This is a genomic window from Erythrobacter sp. HL-111, from assembly GCF_900105095.1.
GTDB lineage: Bacteria > Pseudomonadota > Alphaproteobacteria > Sphingomonadales > Sphingomonadaceae > Erythrobacter.
On sequence record NZ_LT629743.1, the window covers coordinates 249,922 to 264,775 of the forward strand.

Genomic DNA, 14,854 nt, shown 5'->3' on the forward strand with positions numbered 1-14,854 from the left:
CCTGTCAGCCTTTCAGGAACGCGAGCACGGTTTGGTTATACACCTCCGGCACGACGCGCGGGGCGAAATGGCCGCCGTGGTCGAGCAGGTGCTCCTTCGCATCCGGGATCAGCCGGGCGAGTTCGCTGGTGAAGCCGGGCGGGGTGATCTGGTCGTCCATCGCGCCGATGCACAGGCACGGCACGGCGATGTCGTGCACGCGGCTCCTGAGGTCGTGGGTATAGACCGCGTTGATGCGCGACAATTCGATCTCCAGGCCCGGAAAGGCCGCGAGGCGTTCCTGCATGAAGGCCCGCGCCCTTTTCATCTGCGGCTGGAGATAGCGCGACGGCATGGCGAGATAGGTGCCGGTGGTGAGATAGGCGAGCGGGCCGCAGCTGATGAGGATCTCGCGCCGGGTGCGGAACAATTCGGTCAGGTATGTGTCCGGCCCGGCCCAACTGCACGACAACACCAGTTTTTCGAGCCGTTCGGGCTGCGAAAGCGCGATGTGCTGGCCGATCGCCCCGCCGGTCGAATGGCCGACCAGCATGGCCTTGTCGAGCCCGAGCGCGTCCATCAGCGCGAGCACGTCCCGCGCCATGTGCTCGGCGCCGTAGACGACCTTGTCGGGCGTCGATTCCCCGCAGCCGCGGTGGTCGAAGGCGATGACGGTGAAATGCTCCGCGAAGGCCGCGACCTGTTCGTTCCAGAATGCTGCGCGCCCGCCGAGCCCGGCGACCAGCAGCACCGGCGGGCCGCTCCCGGCGATCTCGGTGTGGATCTGCGCGTCCCCGATATCGACGCGGCGGGTCTCAGTCGCGGCGCTCACCATGCGGGCTTGAGCTGGGCGAAGACCGATTTCGTGGCGAGGTAGAGTTCGAGCCCGTCCCGGCCGTTCTCGCGCCCTATCCCCGATTGCTTGTACCCGCCCAGCGGCACGTCCCAGTCGGCCCCCATGGCGGTGTTGAGCCCGATGATCCCCGCCCTGATCTTCTTCGCCATGGTGTGGGCCGTGGCCATGTCCCTGGTCCAGACGCAGCCCGCAAGGCCATAGGGGTTGTCGTTGGCGAGCGCGATCGCCTCCTCCTCGCTGGCGAAGGTCTGCGTCACCAGCACCGGCCCGAAGATTTCCTCGCGCACCACGGTCATGTCGTTGGTGGTCTTCGCGATCACGGTGGGTTCGATAAAATAGCCGGTGTTGCCGTGCCGGCGGCCGCCGCTGACGATCTCGGCGCCCTCGGCCTCGCCCTGCCGGACATAGCCCGTCACCCGGTCGAACTGCTTCTGGCTGACGAGCGGGCCGATCTGGCTGTCCTCGTCGAGGCCGGGGGCGATCGTCATCGACTTGCCGAACGCGGCGATGCCTTCGATGACGGTGTCGGCCACGTCTTCATGGACATAAAGCCGCGAGGGCGCGGTGCAGGTCTGCCCGCTGTTGTAGAAGATGCCGAACGCGCTCGCCGGGATGGCGGCGTCGAGGTCGGCGTCGGGCATGATGATGTTGGGCGATTTCCCGCCGAGTTCGAGGCTGACCTTCTTCAGCCCCTCGGCCGCGGCATGGGCGATGGCTTTCCCGGTCGCGGTCGATCCGGTGAAGGCGATCTTGTCGATGCCGGGGTGATGGACCAGCGCGTCGCCCGCCGTGTGGCCGTGGCCGGTGACGATGTTGAGCACGCCTTCGGGCAGTCCCGCCTCCAGCATGATCTCGCCCAGCCGGAGCGCGGAAAGCGAAGTGTCCTCGGCCGGTTTCAGGACCGCGGTGCAACCCGCGGCAAGGCATGGCCCCAGTTTCATCGCGGCCATGACGAGCGGGTAGTTCCAAGGCACGATCAGCGCGGCGACGCCGACCGGTTCCTTGAGCGTGTAGACATGATGTTCCCCCGGCATCGCGATCGAATGGGTCGATCCGTGGATCTTGTCCGCCCAGCCGGCATAGTAGCGCATCGCGCCGATGGCGGCCTGCACGTCCATCCGCGCAAAGGCGATCGGCTTGCCGTTGTCGAGCGTCTCGAGCTGGGCGAGCTGTTCGGCATGGGCGGCCATGGCATCGGCGATGCGGTGCAGCAGCAGCGCGCGTTCGCCCGGCTTCATCGTGCGCCACGGCCCCTCGTCGAAGGCGCGGCGGGCGGCCTTCACCGCGCGGTCGACATCGGACCCGGCCGCGTCGCCGATCCGCGCGAGGGTTTCGCCATCGGCCGGGTTGATGACCGGGATCGCCGCGTCCTTTGAGGGTTCGGTCCATTCCCCGCCGATCAGCATCTTCTTGTCGCTGCCGATGAAGGAACGGGTTTCGGGGGCGAGGTCGATCAGGGCCATTGGTCAGGTCTCCGGGGTTTCGGCGGCGGCGAGCATGGAGCGATAGGGGGCGAGCGCCGCGGCGACGAGCGCGAGGCCCGCCGCCATGACGGCGGGCGCGGCGATGGCGAGGCTGCGGTCGATCGCAGCCGGGTCCGCGAACACCGCGTCGGTCAGCCAGGCGACGAGGATCGGCCCCGCCGAATAGCCGAGCAGGTTCGCCACCAGCAGATAGACCGCGATCACCTGCGCGCGCATCCGGTTGGGGGTGATGAGCGGGAAGGTCGCGACGCCCGCACCGAACGGCACGGTCCCGAAGGCGAGCACGGCGGCGAGCAGGGCGAGCGACAGCGTTCCCTCCGTCACCAGCGGAAACGCGATGGCGAAGGGCAAAGCGCAGGCGATCGCGCCGATCGACAGCCTCAGGGTCGCATCGCGCACCCCGCGCAGCAGCAGCCGCTCGGCCAGGAACCCGCCCGCGACGACGCCGAGCGGCCCCGTCACCATGACCACGGGGCCGAGCGCCTGCCCGACCTCGAACTGGGTCCAGCCATGCGCGCGGATGAAGAAACTGGGCGCCCAGGCCCCGACCCCGAACTGCGCGGCGGCAAAGCAGGAGAATCCGAAGAACAGCGGCAGGAAGACCCGCGCGTTGTGCCCGAGAAAGCCGAGGATCTCGAACGCCGACGGTTCTTCCGCGGGCGCGGGTGCGACCGTGTCGGGCTGGCGCGCGGGCTCGCGCACGAACACCAGCAGGAGCGCGAACAGCGGCACGCTGAGCAGGGCGACCGCGAAGAAGGTCGTCTGCCACGGCCGGAACGTGCCGAAGGGGAGGGCGACCGGCCCCGCCGCCTCGAGGCTCGCATAGAGCGCGCCCCCGATGACGAGCGCCAGCCCCGAGCCGACGAAGCCGGACCCGGTGAACACGCTGAGCGCGGCCGGCAGGCGCGCCTTGCGGAAATGGTCGGCGATCATCGAAAAGCCCGCCGGGCTCAGCGTCGCCTCGCCGATGCCGACGAGCATCCGTGCAAGGAAAAGCACCGCGAAGCCGGCGGCGAACCCGCTCATGAAGGTCGCGCCCGACCAGCACGCGAGGCCGCCCAGGATCACCCACTTGCGGTTCGAGCGGTCGGCGAGCCAGGCGAGCGGGATCGCCAGCACCGCATAGAGCAGCGCGAAGGAGAAGCCCTGCAGCACGCCGATCTCGACATCGGTGAGGCCCAGATCGGCCTTGATCGGCTCGACCAGCAGGTTGAGCACCTGCCGGTCGACATAGCTGACGATCGCGGCGAGCGAGAGGATGACGACGACGCTCCATGCCCGCAGGAGCGAGGGCAGGGGCGGCGCGGCGGGCGCGGCGGCAGGTGCGGTGGCGCTCGCGGCCATCCGATCTCCGGGCGCAGCAGCGCTCGCAGGGAGGGCGGAGGGGCGTGCGGCCATGTCGGACATTCCCCGGGCCTAGCGCAGCGCGCCGCGCGCACACAAAGATGCCGCGACTTATCCGATGGGTGGACAACGCGGCGCGGCCTGTCGCCCGATCCCCCCTCGCGGCTAACCCTTTGGGCGATGAACGTTCCGGCTACGCCCTCTCCCGATGGAACCGCCGAAGCCGCGCCGGCGCTTGTCGCCGGGCTCGAGGCACTGCTCGGCGCGGAGGCGGTCGAGACGGACGAGGAGGAACGCCGCTTCGCGGTGCAGGACCTGTTCTTCAAGGGCGCCTTGCCGCTCGCGGTGGTTTCGCCCGGCTCGACCCGCGAGGTGAGCGAACTGGTGCGCTGGTGCGCGAAGCAGGCGGTCGCCATCGCCCCGCGCGGCGGCGGGATGTCCTACACCGACGCCTTCCAGCCGCGCGTGCATCGCTCGGTGGTGCTCGGCTTTTCCCGCCTTGCCGCCATCCGCAGCATCGATCCCGCGGACGGCAACGTGACGGTGGAGGCCGGCTGCACCTGGGCTGCGCTCGATGCGGCGCTGGCGAAGGTCGGGATGCGCGCGCGGTTCTGGGGCCCGATGTCGGGCGCCGCGGCGACCATCGGCGGTTCGCTGAGCCAGGGTTCCGTCACGTTCGGATCGGGCGTGGCGGGCGCTTCGGCCAATGCGGTCAAGAGCTTCGAGATCGTCACCGGAACGGGCGAGGTGCTGCACACCGGATCGGACGGAAGCGCGGGGACCGGCCCGTTCAACCGCAATTTCGGCCCCGACTTCACCGGCCTGTTCGCCAATGACGCGGGCGCGCTGGGGATCAAGACCGCCGCCACGATCGAGATCGAGCCGCGCCCGGAACGGGTCGACGGGATATCCTTCGCGGTCGATTCCTTCCGGGTGATGGCGGACCTCCTGCGCGACGTGCGGCTGCGGCGCCTGGCGAGCGAAATCATCGCGATGGATGCCGAGGTCGCGCGCCAGAACGCCGGGCCGTCCAGCCTTTCCGAAGACGCAAAGGCGCTTATCCGCATCGCGCGCTCGGCAGGGAGCGCTCCCGCCGGGCTCGCGCGGATGGCGCGGATCGCGGCGGCGGGGCGGCGGTTTCTGGATGGCGCGCGCTACACCGTGCATTTCGTGGTCGAGGGGCGTGACCGGCGCGAGCTTCGCAGCCGCCTCGCCGCGATCCGGGGCCTTGCGAAGGGCGCGCGCGAAATCGTCAACACCGTTCCCCTCGCGGTCCGCGCGGCACCCTTTCCCGAACTCCCGGTGACGCACCCCGACGGGCGGCGGCTGCTGCCGATCCACGGGGTTTTCGCCGACAGCCGGATCGCCGCCTTCCACACCGATTACCTCGCGCTGAAGGCGGAGCACGCAGCGCGGATGGCGCAGGCCGGGGTGACGCTGGCCGAATTCTTCGCCGGCGTCGCGGGGGTGGGGACGCTCTATGAACCCGTGTTCTACTGGCCCGACAGCGCGATGCTCTATCACCGGCGCCGCACGCCGGCCTATCTGGACGGCGTTGCGAAGGACCACCCCGATAACCCTGCGGCACGCGCGCTGGTGCGCGAAATGGTGGGCGCGATCATCGCCCTGATGCGCGCGCACGGCGCGACCCATTTCCAGATCGGGCGGCTCTACCCCTATGCCGAAACGCGCGAGGGCGAGGCGGGGCGGCTGCTGCGCGATCTCAAGCAGCGGCTCGACCCGCACGGCATCCTCAATCCGGGGACGCTTGGCCTGTGAGTGCCGGCCTGTGAGCGGCGGCCTGTGAGGGTGGCGATCATCGGGGGCGGGATCGGCGGGCTGACCGCTGGGATCGCGCTGCGCCGCGCCGGGTTCGAGCCGGTGATCCACGAACGCGCCGCGGCCTTCGGCGAGGTCGGGGCGGGCATTTCGCTCAGCCCCAATGCGGTGAAGGGGCTGGAGGCGCTGGGGCTTGCCGATTTCCTCGCGCGCACCGCGAACGAGCCGCTCGACCAGTTCCTGTTCCACGGGGAAACCGGCGAGGAACTGCTGCGCTACGATCGGCGGACCACGCGCGAAACCTACGGCGCGGCCTATTACCAGCTTCACCGCGCCGATCTGCTCGCCGGGCTGGTCGAAGCGTTCGGAGCCGGGCGCTGCGTCATGGGCGCGGCGCTCGCCCGCATCGAACAGGACGGGGCTGGTGTGCGGCTCGGCTTCGCCGACGGGAGCGAGGAGCGCGCCGATGTCGCGATTGCGGCCGACGGGCTGCGATCCACGGTGCGCGAGATGCTGTTCGATCCGTCGGAGCCGCGCTTTTCCGGCCACGTCGCGTGGCGCGCGCTGATCCCGGCGGAGACGCTGCCCGAACGGGCGCGCCTGCCCGCCAGCATCAACCACGTCGGACCGGGGCGCAACCTCGTCACCTATCCGGTGCGCGGATGCGGCCTCGTCAACATGGTCGCGCTGACACGCTCGGACGATTGGGTGGAGGAAAGCTGGAACGCGCGCGCGATGCCGGGCGAACTGGCCGCCCTGTTCGAAGGCTGGGCCGGTTATGTCGGCGCGGTCATCGCGGCCATTCCGCAGGACGCGCTCTACCGCTGGGGCCTGTTCGTGCGCGAGCCGCTGCCCACCTGGGTCCGGGGCCGCGTCGCCCTGCTCGGCGATGCGGCGCACCCGATGCTGCCCTTCATGGGACAGGGCGCAAGTTCGACGATCGAGGATGCGGTCGTGCTTGGGCGCTGTTTCGAGGCGGCCGCGCACGCACAGGAGGCCCTGCGCCTTTACGAAAGCGCCCGGATCGAGCGCGCCTCCTTCCTTCAGGCCGAAAGCAATTGCGGCGGGGACCGGCTGCAGGCGCTCGATCCCTACGCCCTGCGCGACAATCCGCCGCAGAACGAGGACGCGCTCGGGATCTTCCGCTACGATCCCGCGCGCGTCGGGATCACCTAGGCGGGTCTCGTCGCCACGATCGACTGCAGGAAGTCGTTGCTGAGCGCGGGGCCGTCCGCCACATCGAAGCCCGCTTCCGCGATGATGCCGCGGAAATCGGCCGCGACGAAATCGGGCGAATAGGGCTCGCAATTGTTGCGGCTGTCGTAGTCGACGAGGAACCGGGTCGAGGCCGACACCTGGCCCTTGTCGTTGCTCGGGAATTCGTAGATCGTGAAGGTCCCGCCCGGGCGCAGCACGCGCCACGTCTCCGCGATGATGGCGCGCATCCTGTCGACGGGCACCTCGTGGAAGAGGATGTAGCTCAGCACCATGTCGAAGGAGGCGTCGGCAAAGCCGTTGTCCTCGGCCAGCGCCTGCTTGAAATGCACTTCCTTGCCGTGATCGACCGCGCGGGCGTGGGCGTAACGGACCATCGGTCCGCCGACATCGAGGCCCCACACCTCGGCTGCGGGAAAGCGGTCCTTGAGCAGGGTCGTCGCCTGCCCGATCGAGCACCCGATGTCGAGCACGCGGGAGACCTTGCCATCGGCCGGCGCGGTCGCCCTTTCGACCAGTTCGGCGTGGAGCTCGTCCTGGTCGTTGAAGCCTTCGTAGAACACCTTGGTGCCGTAGTGATAGACGATCCCGCCCAGCGGATCGTCGGTATAGCCGCCCGGCTGGCAGTGGATTTCGCGGCGGGTGTATTCCGGCGGCTCGAAGGAGGGATCGACGTGGAGCCGTTCGGGATGCTCGGCCGCGGCCCGGTCCATCCATGCCATCAGCCCGTCCGCATCGCGCACGAAGCTTTCGCGCGTGCGGCGCCACATCATTTCCTGCTGGGTCCGCACGAAACGCTGGAAGGTCGGCGTGACCGGGTTCTCGCCGAAGATGCGCTGGATTTCGGTGAGCGGGACGCTGCCGTTCTCGGCCTCCACGGCGCCGCTTTCCAGCGCCCGCGCGAGCCGGATCTCGCCGTGTTCGGCGACCTTCGGGAACATCTGCTGGATCGCGAGCCGGCGGAAGGAGGTGATGAATTCGAGATAGCTTTCATCGGCCAGCGTGGTGGGGCGGGGGGTGACCCCGATCGAACCGCGGATCATGTGTCGTCTCCTGTTTCGGCGGGGGTGGCGAGCGGATCCGGCCCGCGCGGGGTGGGGCGGCGCAGGAAGGCACCGAAGACCCTGTCGACCAGCGCCATGCGTTCCCTTTCGCGGCGGGCGATTTCCTCGGGTCCGGGAGCATGGGCCTCGATCGCGTCGGTGACCTCGATGCCCTTTTCGGCGAGCACCGTCTCGAGCACCGTCACCCGGTCGTGATAGGTCCACACGGCGGCCGAGAGTTCGAGCAGCGCATCGAGGATGTTGTCGATCACGACATCGTCGAAATAGGCCTTGCCCGGCCCGCCGATTTCCTCGCCGAGCGTCTCGGGCACCTCGATTGCGGGCTTTTCGTCCATGCGCGCCGGTGTCTCCTCTGCCAGTTGGCGAAAACTACCAGCAGGCCCCGCCATCGCGGCACGGCAGGCCCCGGACTATTCGCCCAACGGATAATGGCAGGCAGGGCGGCCTTGTGCAAAAGGAGTGCATCCTAAGGAGAGAGCAATGACCGAAACGGCGGCCTATTCCGACATCCACGCCCGCTCGCTGGCCGAACCGGAGGCCTTTTGGGCCGAACAGGCGGAGCGGCTCGACTGGCATCGGCGCTGGGACAAGGTGCTGGACCGCCGGGGCGATCCGATCCCGCGCTGGTTCGTCGGGGGCGAAATCAACGCCTGCCACAATTGCGTCGACCGCCACGTGTCGGCGGGCCACGGCCACGAGGCGGCGCTGCTTTACGAAAGCCCGGTGACCGGCGTGTCGCGGACCGTGACCTTCGCCGAACTCAAGGAAGCGACCGCGCGGCTCGGCGGCGCGATGCGGGCGATGGGGGTGGAAAAAGGCGACCGCGTGCTCGTCTACATGCCCAACTCGCCCGAAGCCGTGATCGCGATGCTCGCCTGCGCGCGGATCGGCGCGGTGCATTCGGTGGTGTTCGGCGGATTTGCCGCGCGCGAACTGGCGAGCCGGATCGACGATGCCGCGCCCGCCATCGTCATCGCGGCGAGCTGCGGGATCGAGGGGGCGAAGGTGCTGCCCTACCAGCCGATCCTGCGCGAGGCGCTGGAGATCGCGCAGCACCGCCCGGATGCCTGCATCTTCCGGCAGCGCGAACAGCACCGGGCCGTGCTGGGCGAAGGGGAGCATGACTGGGACGCCGTGACCGCCGCTGCCGAACCGGCCGAATGCGTGCCCGTGGCCGCGACCGATCCGCTCTACATCCTCTACACCTCGGGCACGACCGGGAGCCCCAAGGGCATCGTGCGCGATACCGGCGGGCATCTCGTCACGCTGCTGTGGAGCATGACCGGCATCTATGCCTGCCCGCCGGGCGAGGCGTTCTGGGCGGCGAGCGATGTCGGCTGGGTCGTCGGCCACAGCTACATCTGCTACGCACCGCTGCTGGGTCGGAACCCGAGCGTCGTGTTCGAGGGCAAGCCCGTCGGCACGCCCGATGCGGGCGTGTTCTGGCGGCTCATCGCGAAGCACCGGGTCCGCAGCTTCTTCACCGCGCCCACGGCGCTGCGCGCGATCAGGCAGGTCGATCCGCAAGGCGATTTCGCATCGGCCGAGGACCTTTCGAACCTGAGGACGGTCTTCCTCGCGGGGGAGAGGACCGATCCCGCCACGCTCGCATGGACGGGCGATCTGCTGGGCGTGCCGGTGATCGACCACTGGTGGCAGACCGAAACCGGCAGCGCGATCACCGCGAACCCGGCCGGGATCGAACTGATGCCGGTGAAGCCCGGTTCCTCCACGCTTCCCATGCCGGGCTGGGATCTCGCCTGTCTCGACGAGGATGGCGAGCCCGTCCCCGCGGGGACCGCCGGCGCGATCGTCGCGCGCCTGCCGCTCCCGCCCGGTTTCACCCCCGGCCTGTGGAACGCGCCCGAACGTTTCCGCGAGGCCTATTTCGAGCGTTTCGAGGGCTGCTATCTGACCGGCGACAGCGGCTTCTTCGACGAGGACGGATACCTCCACGTCATGGCCCGGATCGACGACGTGATCAATGTCGCGGGGCACCGCCTGTCCTCTTCCGCGATGGAGGAGGTCCTGGTCGCCCACCCGGCGGTGGCGGAAGGCGCGGTGATCGGGATGGCGGACGAATTGAAGGGCCAGGTCCCGGTCGGCTTCGTCGTGCTGAAGGCCGGTTCCGCCATCGCGCCGGAGGACCTCGCCGCCGAGCTGATCGCCGCGATGCGCTCCGCCATCGGGCCGGTCGCGGCGTTCAAGCGGGTCCATGTCCTCTCGCGCCTGCCCAAGACCCGTTCGGGCAAGATCCTGCGCAAGACGATCCGCGAGATCGCCGACGGCGAGGAGCCCAATGTCCCTCCGACGATCGAGGACGCGGGCGTGCTCGCCGAGATCGAGGCGATCTTCGCGTGACGGGGGGTGCCGCCTGATGCCGCGCCGGGTCAGGGCGGCAGTCAGCCCGGGCGGCGGTGCGCCCCCGGGAATCGAGGAGCTGCTGCTCGACGATCCCCTGCCGGACGAGGTGGTGCTGCGCGTCGAGGCCGCCGGGGTCTGCCACACCGATCTGGGCGTCGGCGCATGGAGCCGGGAGCCGCGCGTGCTCGGCCACGAAGGGGCGGGAGTGGTGGTCGCGACGGGCGCGGCGGTGAAGCGGCTGAGACCGGGCGACCGGGTGCTCGCGACCTTCGGCTGGTGCGGGACCTGCCCCAACTGCACCCGCGGCCGCCCGGCCTATTGTTTCGACGGGATTGCGCTCAACCTCGAAGGCGCGCGCAGCCGGCCCCCGCTGACCCGGCCCGACGGCGAGGCCGTGCGGGGCGCCTTCTTCCAGCAGAGCTGCTTTGCCACCCACGCGCTCGCGACGGAGCGCAATTGCGTCAAGCTGCCGGACTGGCTCGACGCGGCCGTGGCCGCGCCTTTCGGCTGCGGCATCCAGACCGGGGCGGGGGCCGTGTTCCACCAGCTGGGCGCGCTGCCCGGTCGTCCGCTGCTGGTGATCGGGGCGGGGGCGGTCGGCGCTGCCGCGATCATGGCGGGGCGGATCACGGGCTGCGATCCCGTCATCGTGGTCGAACCCGTCGCCGCGCGGCGCGAACTGGCGCTGTCGCTGGGGGCGAGCCATGCCTTCGACGGCTCGGACGCGGACTGGGCGGAGCAGATCGTCGACCTGACGGGAGGCGGGGCAACCGCCGCGCTCGACACCGCCGGAAAGCAGGCGACCTTCGAGGCCGCGCTGCGATCGCTCCATTCGGGCGGGACGCTGGGTGTCCTGACCCTGCCCGGCGCCTTCGAGGAGCCGGTTCCGCACCCGGGCGGGATCGATTTCCTGACCAAGCGGATCGTCGGCGTGATCGAGGGGGATTCGGTTCCGGAAACCTTCCTGCCGCGCCTCTTCGCCCATCACGCCGCGGGCGACCTGCCGATCGATCGCCTGATCCGGACCTATCCCTTCGCCGCCATCGCCAGCGCCTTCGCCGATGCTCACGACGGCGCGGTGATCAAGCCGGTGCTGACCTTCGAGGAGGAGCATGATGACTGACGCCTGCGTGATCCGGGTCGAAAGCGTCGAGACGATCGCCCACGTCCCCGTCATCGTCATCGGAGGCGGGGGGACCGGGCTCACCGCCGCGCTCGCCGTGCGCGACGCCGGGGCCGAGGTGCTGGTGGTCGAACGCGACGGCCAGCCGATGGGCACGACCGCGATGTCGACCGGCCTCATCCCCGCCGCCGGCAGCCGCATCCAGCGCGAGAAGGGCATCGAGGATTCGCCCGAACGCTTCGCCGCCGACATCATCGCCAAGACGAAGGGCGCGGTCGACACCGCGCTGGTCGAACACCTCGCCCGCGAATCCGCGCGCACGGTCGACTGGCTGGTCGAAAGCCACGGGATCGGCCTCAGCCTTGTCGAGGGGTTTACCTATCCCGGCCATTCCGCCTTGAGGATGCACGGAATGCCGGGCCGGTCGGGGTCCGAACTGATGGGCGCGCTTGCCGGCGCCTGCGCGGACGCGGGGGTCGACATTCTCACCGACAGCCTCGTCGACACGCTCTATGTCGATCGCGCCGACCGCGTGATCGCCATCGCCGCCACCCGCCCCGACGGATCGCGCGACGTGATCGGCTGCGATGCGGTGATCCTCGCCTGCTGCGGCTTTGCCGGGAACCGGGCGATGGTTTCGCAGCTCATTCCGGAACTCGAACACGCGACCTTCCACGGGCACCCCGGCAACAAGGGCGATGCCATCCGCTGGGGCCGGGAAATCGGCGCGCGGATGACCGACCTTTCCGCCTACCAGGGCCACGCGGGGCTCGCGGCGGGTTACGGCATCCCGATCCTCTGGCCGCTGATCGCCGAGGGCGGAATCCAGGTGAACCGCGCCGGGGAACGCTTCGCCAACGAGGCCTCGGGCTATTCCGAACAGGCGGTCGAGGTGCTGCGGCAGGAGGGCCACGTCGCCTGGAGCATATACGACGAGCGGCGGCACGAGATCATGTGCCAGTTCGACGATTACCGCCAGGCGCGATCGGCCGGGTGCCTGATCCGCGCCGAAAGCCTCGCCGAGCTCGCCCAGAAGGCCGGGATCGACGCCGCCGGGCTCGAGGCCAGCGTCGCCGAGACGCACCGGCTGGTCGAGAGCGGGGAGCGCGACCGTTTCGGCCGCAGCTTTGCCGGCAAGGCCCCGCTGGAGCCACCCTTCTACGCCGTCAGGGTGACGGGGGCGCTGTTCCACACCCAGGGCGGGCTCGAGGTCGACGGCCATGCCCGCGTGCTGCGCGCCTCGGGCGAGCCCTTTCCCAATCTCTATGCAGGCGGCGGGGCGGCGCGCGGGATTTCGGGTCCGGGCGCGGACGGTTACCTTGCGGGCAACGGCCTGCTCACCGCGACCACGCTGGGGCGCCTCGCCGGCGAACACGCCGCCGCCGCGCTCGCGCGCGAGGCCGCCTAGACGCTATTCCGCCGCCTCGGCATCGCCCAGCGCGCCTCCGGCAAGGTCGATCAGGCTTCCCCGGATCGCCCGCGCGGTGGCCTGCAATGCCCCGAGATACCTCTCCGCCGCCTCGGCCGAACTCATCGCGCTCACGAAATAGATGAGGCCGAGCGCGCCGATCAGCCGGTCGTCGCCGTCGAACAGCGGGACCGCGATGCTCGAGGTCTTGCCCGGATCGGCGTTGTAGACGTTGCGGACCTGCAGGGCATAGCCATCGTGCCGGATCTTGCGGAGCATGTAATCGTCGCTCAGCAGCAAGAGCCCCATGTTCGAGGCCTCGGTCTCGATCGCCTTCCAGCCCTCGACGATGGCGTTGCGCTCCTCCTCGTCGCAGAAGGCGAGATAGACCTTGCCGGTGGCGCATTCGGCGATCGGCAGGGTGTAGCCGGGGTAGTAGTGCGAGAAGGTGAGCGAGGTCATCTTGTGGGTGGAATCGCGCACCATCATGCGCGTGCCGACCCGCGTGACGAGCGAGATCGGCCAGCCGACATCGCGGCACAGCGCCTCGATATGGCCGCGGCCCGCGGCGACCAGCTGGTCCTCGTTCTGGAACCCGGTCGACAGCGTCTTGACCAGCGAGGTGACGCGGTAGCGTTTCCTCGCGGGTTCCTTCTCGATCAGGCCTTCGTGCTGGAGCGTCTGCACGATCCGGCAGGCGGTCGGATAGGGGACCTCGGCCGCGCGCGCGATGCCCATCATCGAAATCGGTCCGTCGCGGTTGATCGCGGCCAGCACCGCAAGCCCGCGGCTGATCGCCCTGATGGGTACGCCTCTTTCCATGTCTCGCCTGTTCCCCTGCGGGCGGCCGTCCCGGCCCCGCATCTGACCTGCGATCCCAGTGGCCCGCAGGTGTAAAGCAATTGCGCCGCGCGGAAAAGGCCCGCCCGGGGTCGCCCGCCGCCTCAGCTTCGCCGCGCGGCGATCTGCGCGAGCGCGCGGGCCTGTTCGTTGCCCACGATGGTCAGCCCCTCGTTCACGCCCATGCCGGGTTTCGCCAGCATCATGCTGGCCCGCGCGGCGAGGGCGACGTGGACGCAGGCGCGCGCGGAGTGGTCCGTCTCGGCGCTGGTACCGCCGCAATAGGCGCCGATCCCGGCCTCGCGCGCGGCGCGGATCGCGCGGGCGGTGTCCATCAGGTCCCCGACATCGGGCGTCTTGACCTGGATCACGTGGGCGGCGCGCGCGGCGATGAAGGCCTCGATGTCGGCGAGCGTGTTGCAATGCTCGTCCGCGACGATGCGGGCCTTGTCGGTCAGCCCATCGAGCGCTTCGACGATGGCCGCGTAGTTTTCGATCGTCGCCGCGCGCGACCCGTAATCGACCGGGCATTCGATCTGCAGCGTGTGATCCGGCACCCGTGCGGCGAGCCGGGCGATGAATTCGGCCACCGCGCGCGGATCGTCGGAATGGCCGAGCCCGATCCAGCCATAGACGTCGAAATGAAGCACGGGCCGGTAGCCCGGCGCGCCCAGCGCCTCGATCCGCCCGGCGACCCAGCGGACATAGTCGATGAAGGCCGCCCCGTCGGCGCCGAATTTCCCGGCCGAATTGATGAGGCCGTGGGGGAGGATGTCGACCTGCTTGAGGATCATCGTATCGACCGCGTTCCTGCGGTCGTCCCCGCTCTGCGCGAAGATCGGGACGGGCTCGCCCGGTGCGGGCAGGCCGAGCGCTTCGGCCACCACCTCGGCCACGGTCACGCGCCGGGCATGGGCGGCGGCGCGCAAAAGCGCCTGGCTCACCCCGTATTCGATGGCGAGCGGGAGGCGCGGCTCGTCCCCATGCGCGAAGGCGCGGGCGCAGTTGTCCGGCCCGGCGGCCGCCTCCATCCCGATCAGCTGGGGGACGACGCGCGCGCGGCAGACCGCCTCGATCGCCCGCGGATCGAACACCGGATCGCGCCCCGCTGCGCCCGAATACTGGACGCTGACCATGTCGCCCCAGACCACCGCGCCGTCTTCCAGCACCAGCCCGATGCCGAGCGCGCGCGCCGGTTCGCGCACGCTGGTGAAGCCGGGCGTCAGCGGCTCTCCGAGATAGGCGACGCCGTCCATTTCGCGGCCCGCCCGGATCGCGGCCTGGTCGTCGTAGAAGAAGCCCCCGCGAGCGGGCGCGAAGATGACCTTTTCGATGTGCATGGCCCGGTGGTTCCCCCTTTCCCTGGCGCTGCGCCCGCTTCGCCTGCCTGCCCGCGAA

The 14,854-nt window shown here is 69.9% G+C and carries 12 protein-coding genes; 5 read left to right on the plus strand and 7 right to left on the minus strand.

What is annotated here, in order from left to right; all coding sequences use genetic code 11:
* Positions 1-4: 4 nt before the first annotated feature.
* From BLU08_RS01220 to BLU08_RS01230, 3 genes are read right to left on the minus strand one after another with little or no spacing between them, the layout of a single operon-like run.
* Positions 5-811 (minus strand): alpha/beta fold hydrolase, encoded by an 807-nt coding sequence (locus tag BLU08_RS01220; RefSeq protein ID WP_157674412.1) that lies wholly within the window; start codon positions 809-811, stop codon positions 5-7.
* Entirely contained in the window at positions 808-2,298 is a 1,491-nt protein-coding gene (locus tag BLU08_RS01225) for an aldehyde dehydrogenase (protein ID WP_090194269.1), read from the minus strand. The genes BLU08_RS01220 and BLU08_RS01225 overlap by 4 nt, the downstream gene beginning before the upstream one ends.
* Positions 2,299-2,301: 3 nt before the next feature.
* Positions 2,302-3,663 carry an MFS transporter gene (locus tag BLU08_RS01230; protein WP_157674413.1) on the minus strand — a complete coding sequence of 454 codons (1,362 nt, stop codon included), beginning with the start codon at positions 3,661-3,663 and terminating at the stop codon, positions 2,302-2,304.
* Between the two features lie 180 nt (positions 3,664-3,843).
* Between BLU08_RS01230 and BLU08_RS01235 the strand changes: the two genes are divergently transcribed.
* Complete coding sequence (locus BLU08_RS01235; RefSeq protein WP_090194274.1) at positions 3,844-5,442, plus strand: FAD-binding oxidoreductase; 1,599 nt, start codon at positions 3,844-3,846, stop codon at positions 5,440-5,442.
* A gap of 30 nt (positions 5,443-5,472) precedes the next feature.
* A complete protein-coding gene (locus BLU08_RS01240) occupies positions 5,473-6,618 on the plus strand; it encodes an FAD-dependent monooxygenase (RefSeq protein WP_172800953.1) in 1,146 nt (381 codons plus the stop codon).
* Here BLU08_RS01240 and BLU08_RS01245 read toward each other — a convergent pair.
* Both BLU08_RS01245 and BLU08_RS01250 read right to left on the minus strand, forming a co-directional pair.
* Complete coding sequence (locus BLU08_RS01245; RefSeq protein ID WP_090194280.1) at positions 6,615-7,700, minus strand: class I SAM-dependent methyltransferase; 1,086 nt, start codon at positions 7,698-7,700, stop codon at positions 6,615-6,617. The two genes, BLU08_RS01240 and BLU08_RS01245, sit on opposite strands and share 4 nt — an antisense overlap.
* Entirely contained in the window at positions 7,697-8,056 is a 360-nt protein-coding gene (locus BLU08_RS01250; RefSeq protein WP_090194283.1) for a hypothetical protein, read from the minus strand. Before BLU08_RS01250 ends, BLU08_RS01245 begins: the two co-directional genes overlap by 4 nt.
* Positions 8,057-8,201: 145 nt before the next feature.
* Between BLU08_RS01250 and BLU08_RS01255 the strand changes: the two genes are divergently transcribed.
* Genes BLU08_RS01255 through BLU08_RS01265 form a run of 3 tightly spaced genes read left to right on the plus strand, consistent with a single transcriptional unit; the run spans position 8,202 to position 12,616 of the window.
* Positions 8,202-10,082, plus strand: a complete 1,881-nt coding sequence (locus BLU08_RS01255; RefSeq protein WP_090194285.1) for an AMP-binding protein — start codon at positions 8,202-8,204, stop codon at positions 10,080-10,082.
* A gap of 16 nt (positions 10,083-10,098) precedes the next feature.
* Positions 10,099-11,208, plus strand: a complete 1,110-nt coding sequence (locus BLU08_RS01260) for a zinc-binding dehydrogenase (RefSeq protein WP_172800954.1) — start codon at positions 10,099-10,101, stop codon at positions 11,206-11,208.
* Entirely contained in the window at positions 11,201-12,616 is a 1,416-nt protein-coding gene (locus BLU08_RS01265) for an FAD-dependent oxidoreductase (protein ID WP_197676885.1), read from the plus strand. The genes BLU08_RS01260 and BLU08_RS01265 overlap by 8 nt, the downstream gene beginning before the upstream one ends.
* A 3-nt stretch (positions 12,617-12,619) precedes the next feature.
* On the opposite strand, the gene BLU08_RS01270 is transcribed toward BLU08_RS01265, so the two are convergent.
* Both BLU08_RS01270 and BLU08_RS01275 read right to left on the minus strand, forming a co-directional pair.
* On the minus strand, positions 12,620-13,438 hold the full coding sequence (locus BLU08_RS01270; RefSeq protein WP_090194292.1) for an IclR family transcriptional regulator C-terminal domain-containing protein: 819 nt from the start codon (positions 13,436-13,438) through the stop codon (positions 12,620-12,622).
* 122 nt (positions 13,439-13,560) lie between these two features.
* Positions 13,561-14,796, minus strand: a complete 1,236-nt coding sequence (locus BLU08_RS01275) for a methylaspartate ammonia-lyase (protein WP_090194294.1) — start codon at positions 14,794-14,796, stop codon at positions 13,561-13,563.
* Positions 14,797-14,854: the final 58 nt, after the last annotated feature.

Bases quoted from the DNA above. Each gene is read 5' to 3' on its own strand.
- BLU08_RS01225 (WP_090194269.1), bottom strand. From the start codon at position 2,298: ATGGCCCTGATCGACCTCGCCCCCGAAACCCGTTCCTTCATCGGCAGC.
- BLU08_RS01230 (WP_157674413.1), bottom strand. From the start codon at position 3,663: ATGGCCGCGAGCGCCACCGCACCTGCCGCCGCGCCCGCCGCGCCGCCC.
- BLU08_RS01235 (WP_090194274.1), top strand. From the start codon at position 3,844: ATGAACGTTCCGGCTACGCCCTCTCCCGATGGAACCGCCGAAGCCGCG.
- BLU08_RS01245 (WP_090194280.1), bottom strand. From the start codon at position 7,700: ATGATCCGCGGTTCGATCGGGGTCACCCCCCGCCCCACCACGCTGGCC.
- BLU08_RS01250 (WP_090194283.1), bottom strand. From the start codon at position 8,056: ATGGACGAAAAGCCCGCAATCGAGGTGCCCGAGACGCTCGGCGAGGAA.
- BLU08_RS01255 (WP_090194285.1), top strand. From the start codon at position 8,202: ATGACCGAAACGGCGGCCTATTCCGACATCCACGCCCGCTCGCTGGCC.
- BLU08_RS01260 (WP_172800954.1), top strand. From the start codon at position 10,099: ATGCCGCGCCGGGTCAGGGCGGCAGTCAGCCCGGGCGGCGGTGCGCCC.
- BLU08_RS01265 (WP_197676885.1), top strand. From the start codon at position 11,201: ATGACTGACGCCTGCGTGATCCGGGTCGAAAGCGTCGAGACGATCGCC.
- BLU08_RS01270 (WP_090194292.1), bottom strand. From the start codon at position 13,438: ATGGAAAGAGGCGTACCCATCAGGGCGATCAGCCGCGGGCTTGCGGTG.
- BLU08_RS01275 (WP_090194294.1), bottom strand. From the start codon at position 14,796: ATGCACATCGAAAAGGTCATCTTCGCGCCCGCTCGCGGGGGCTTCTTC.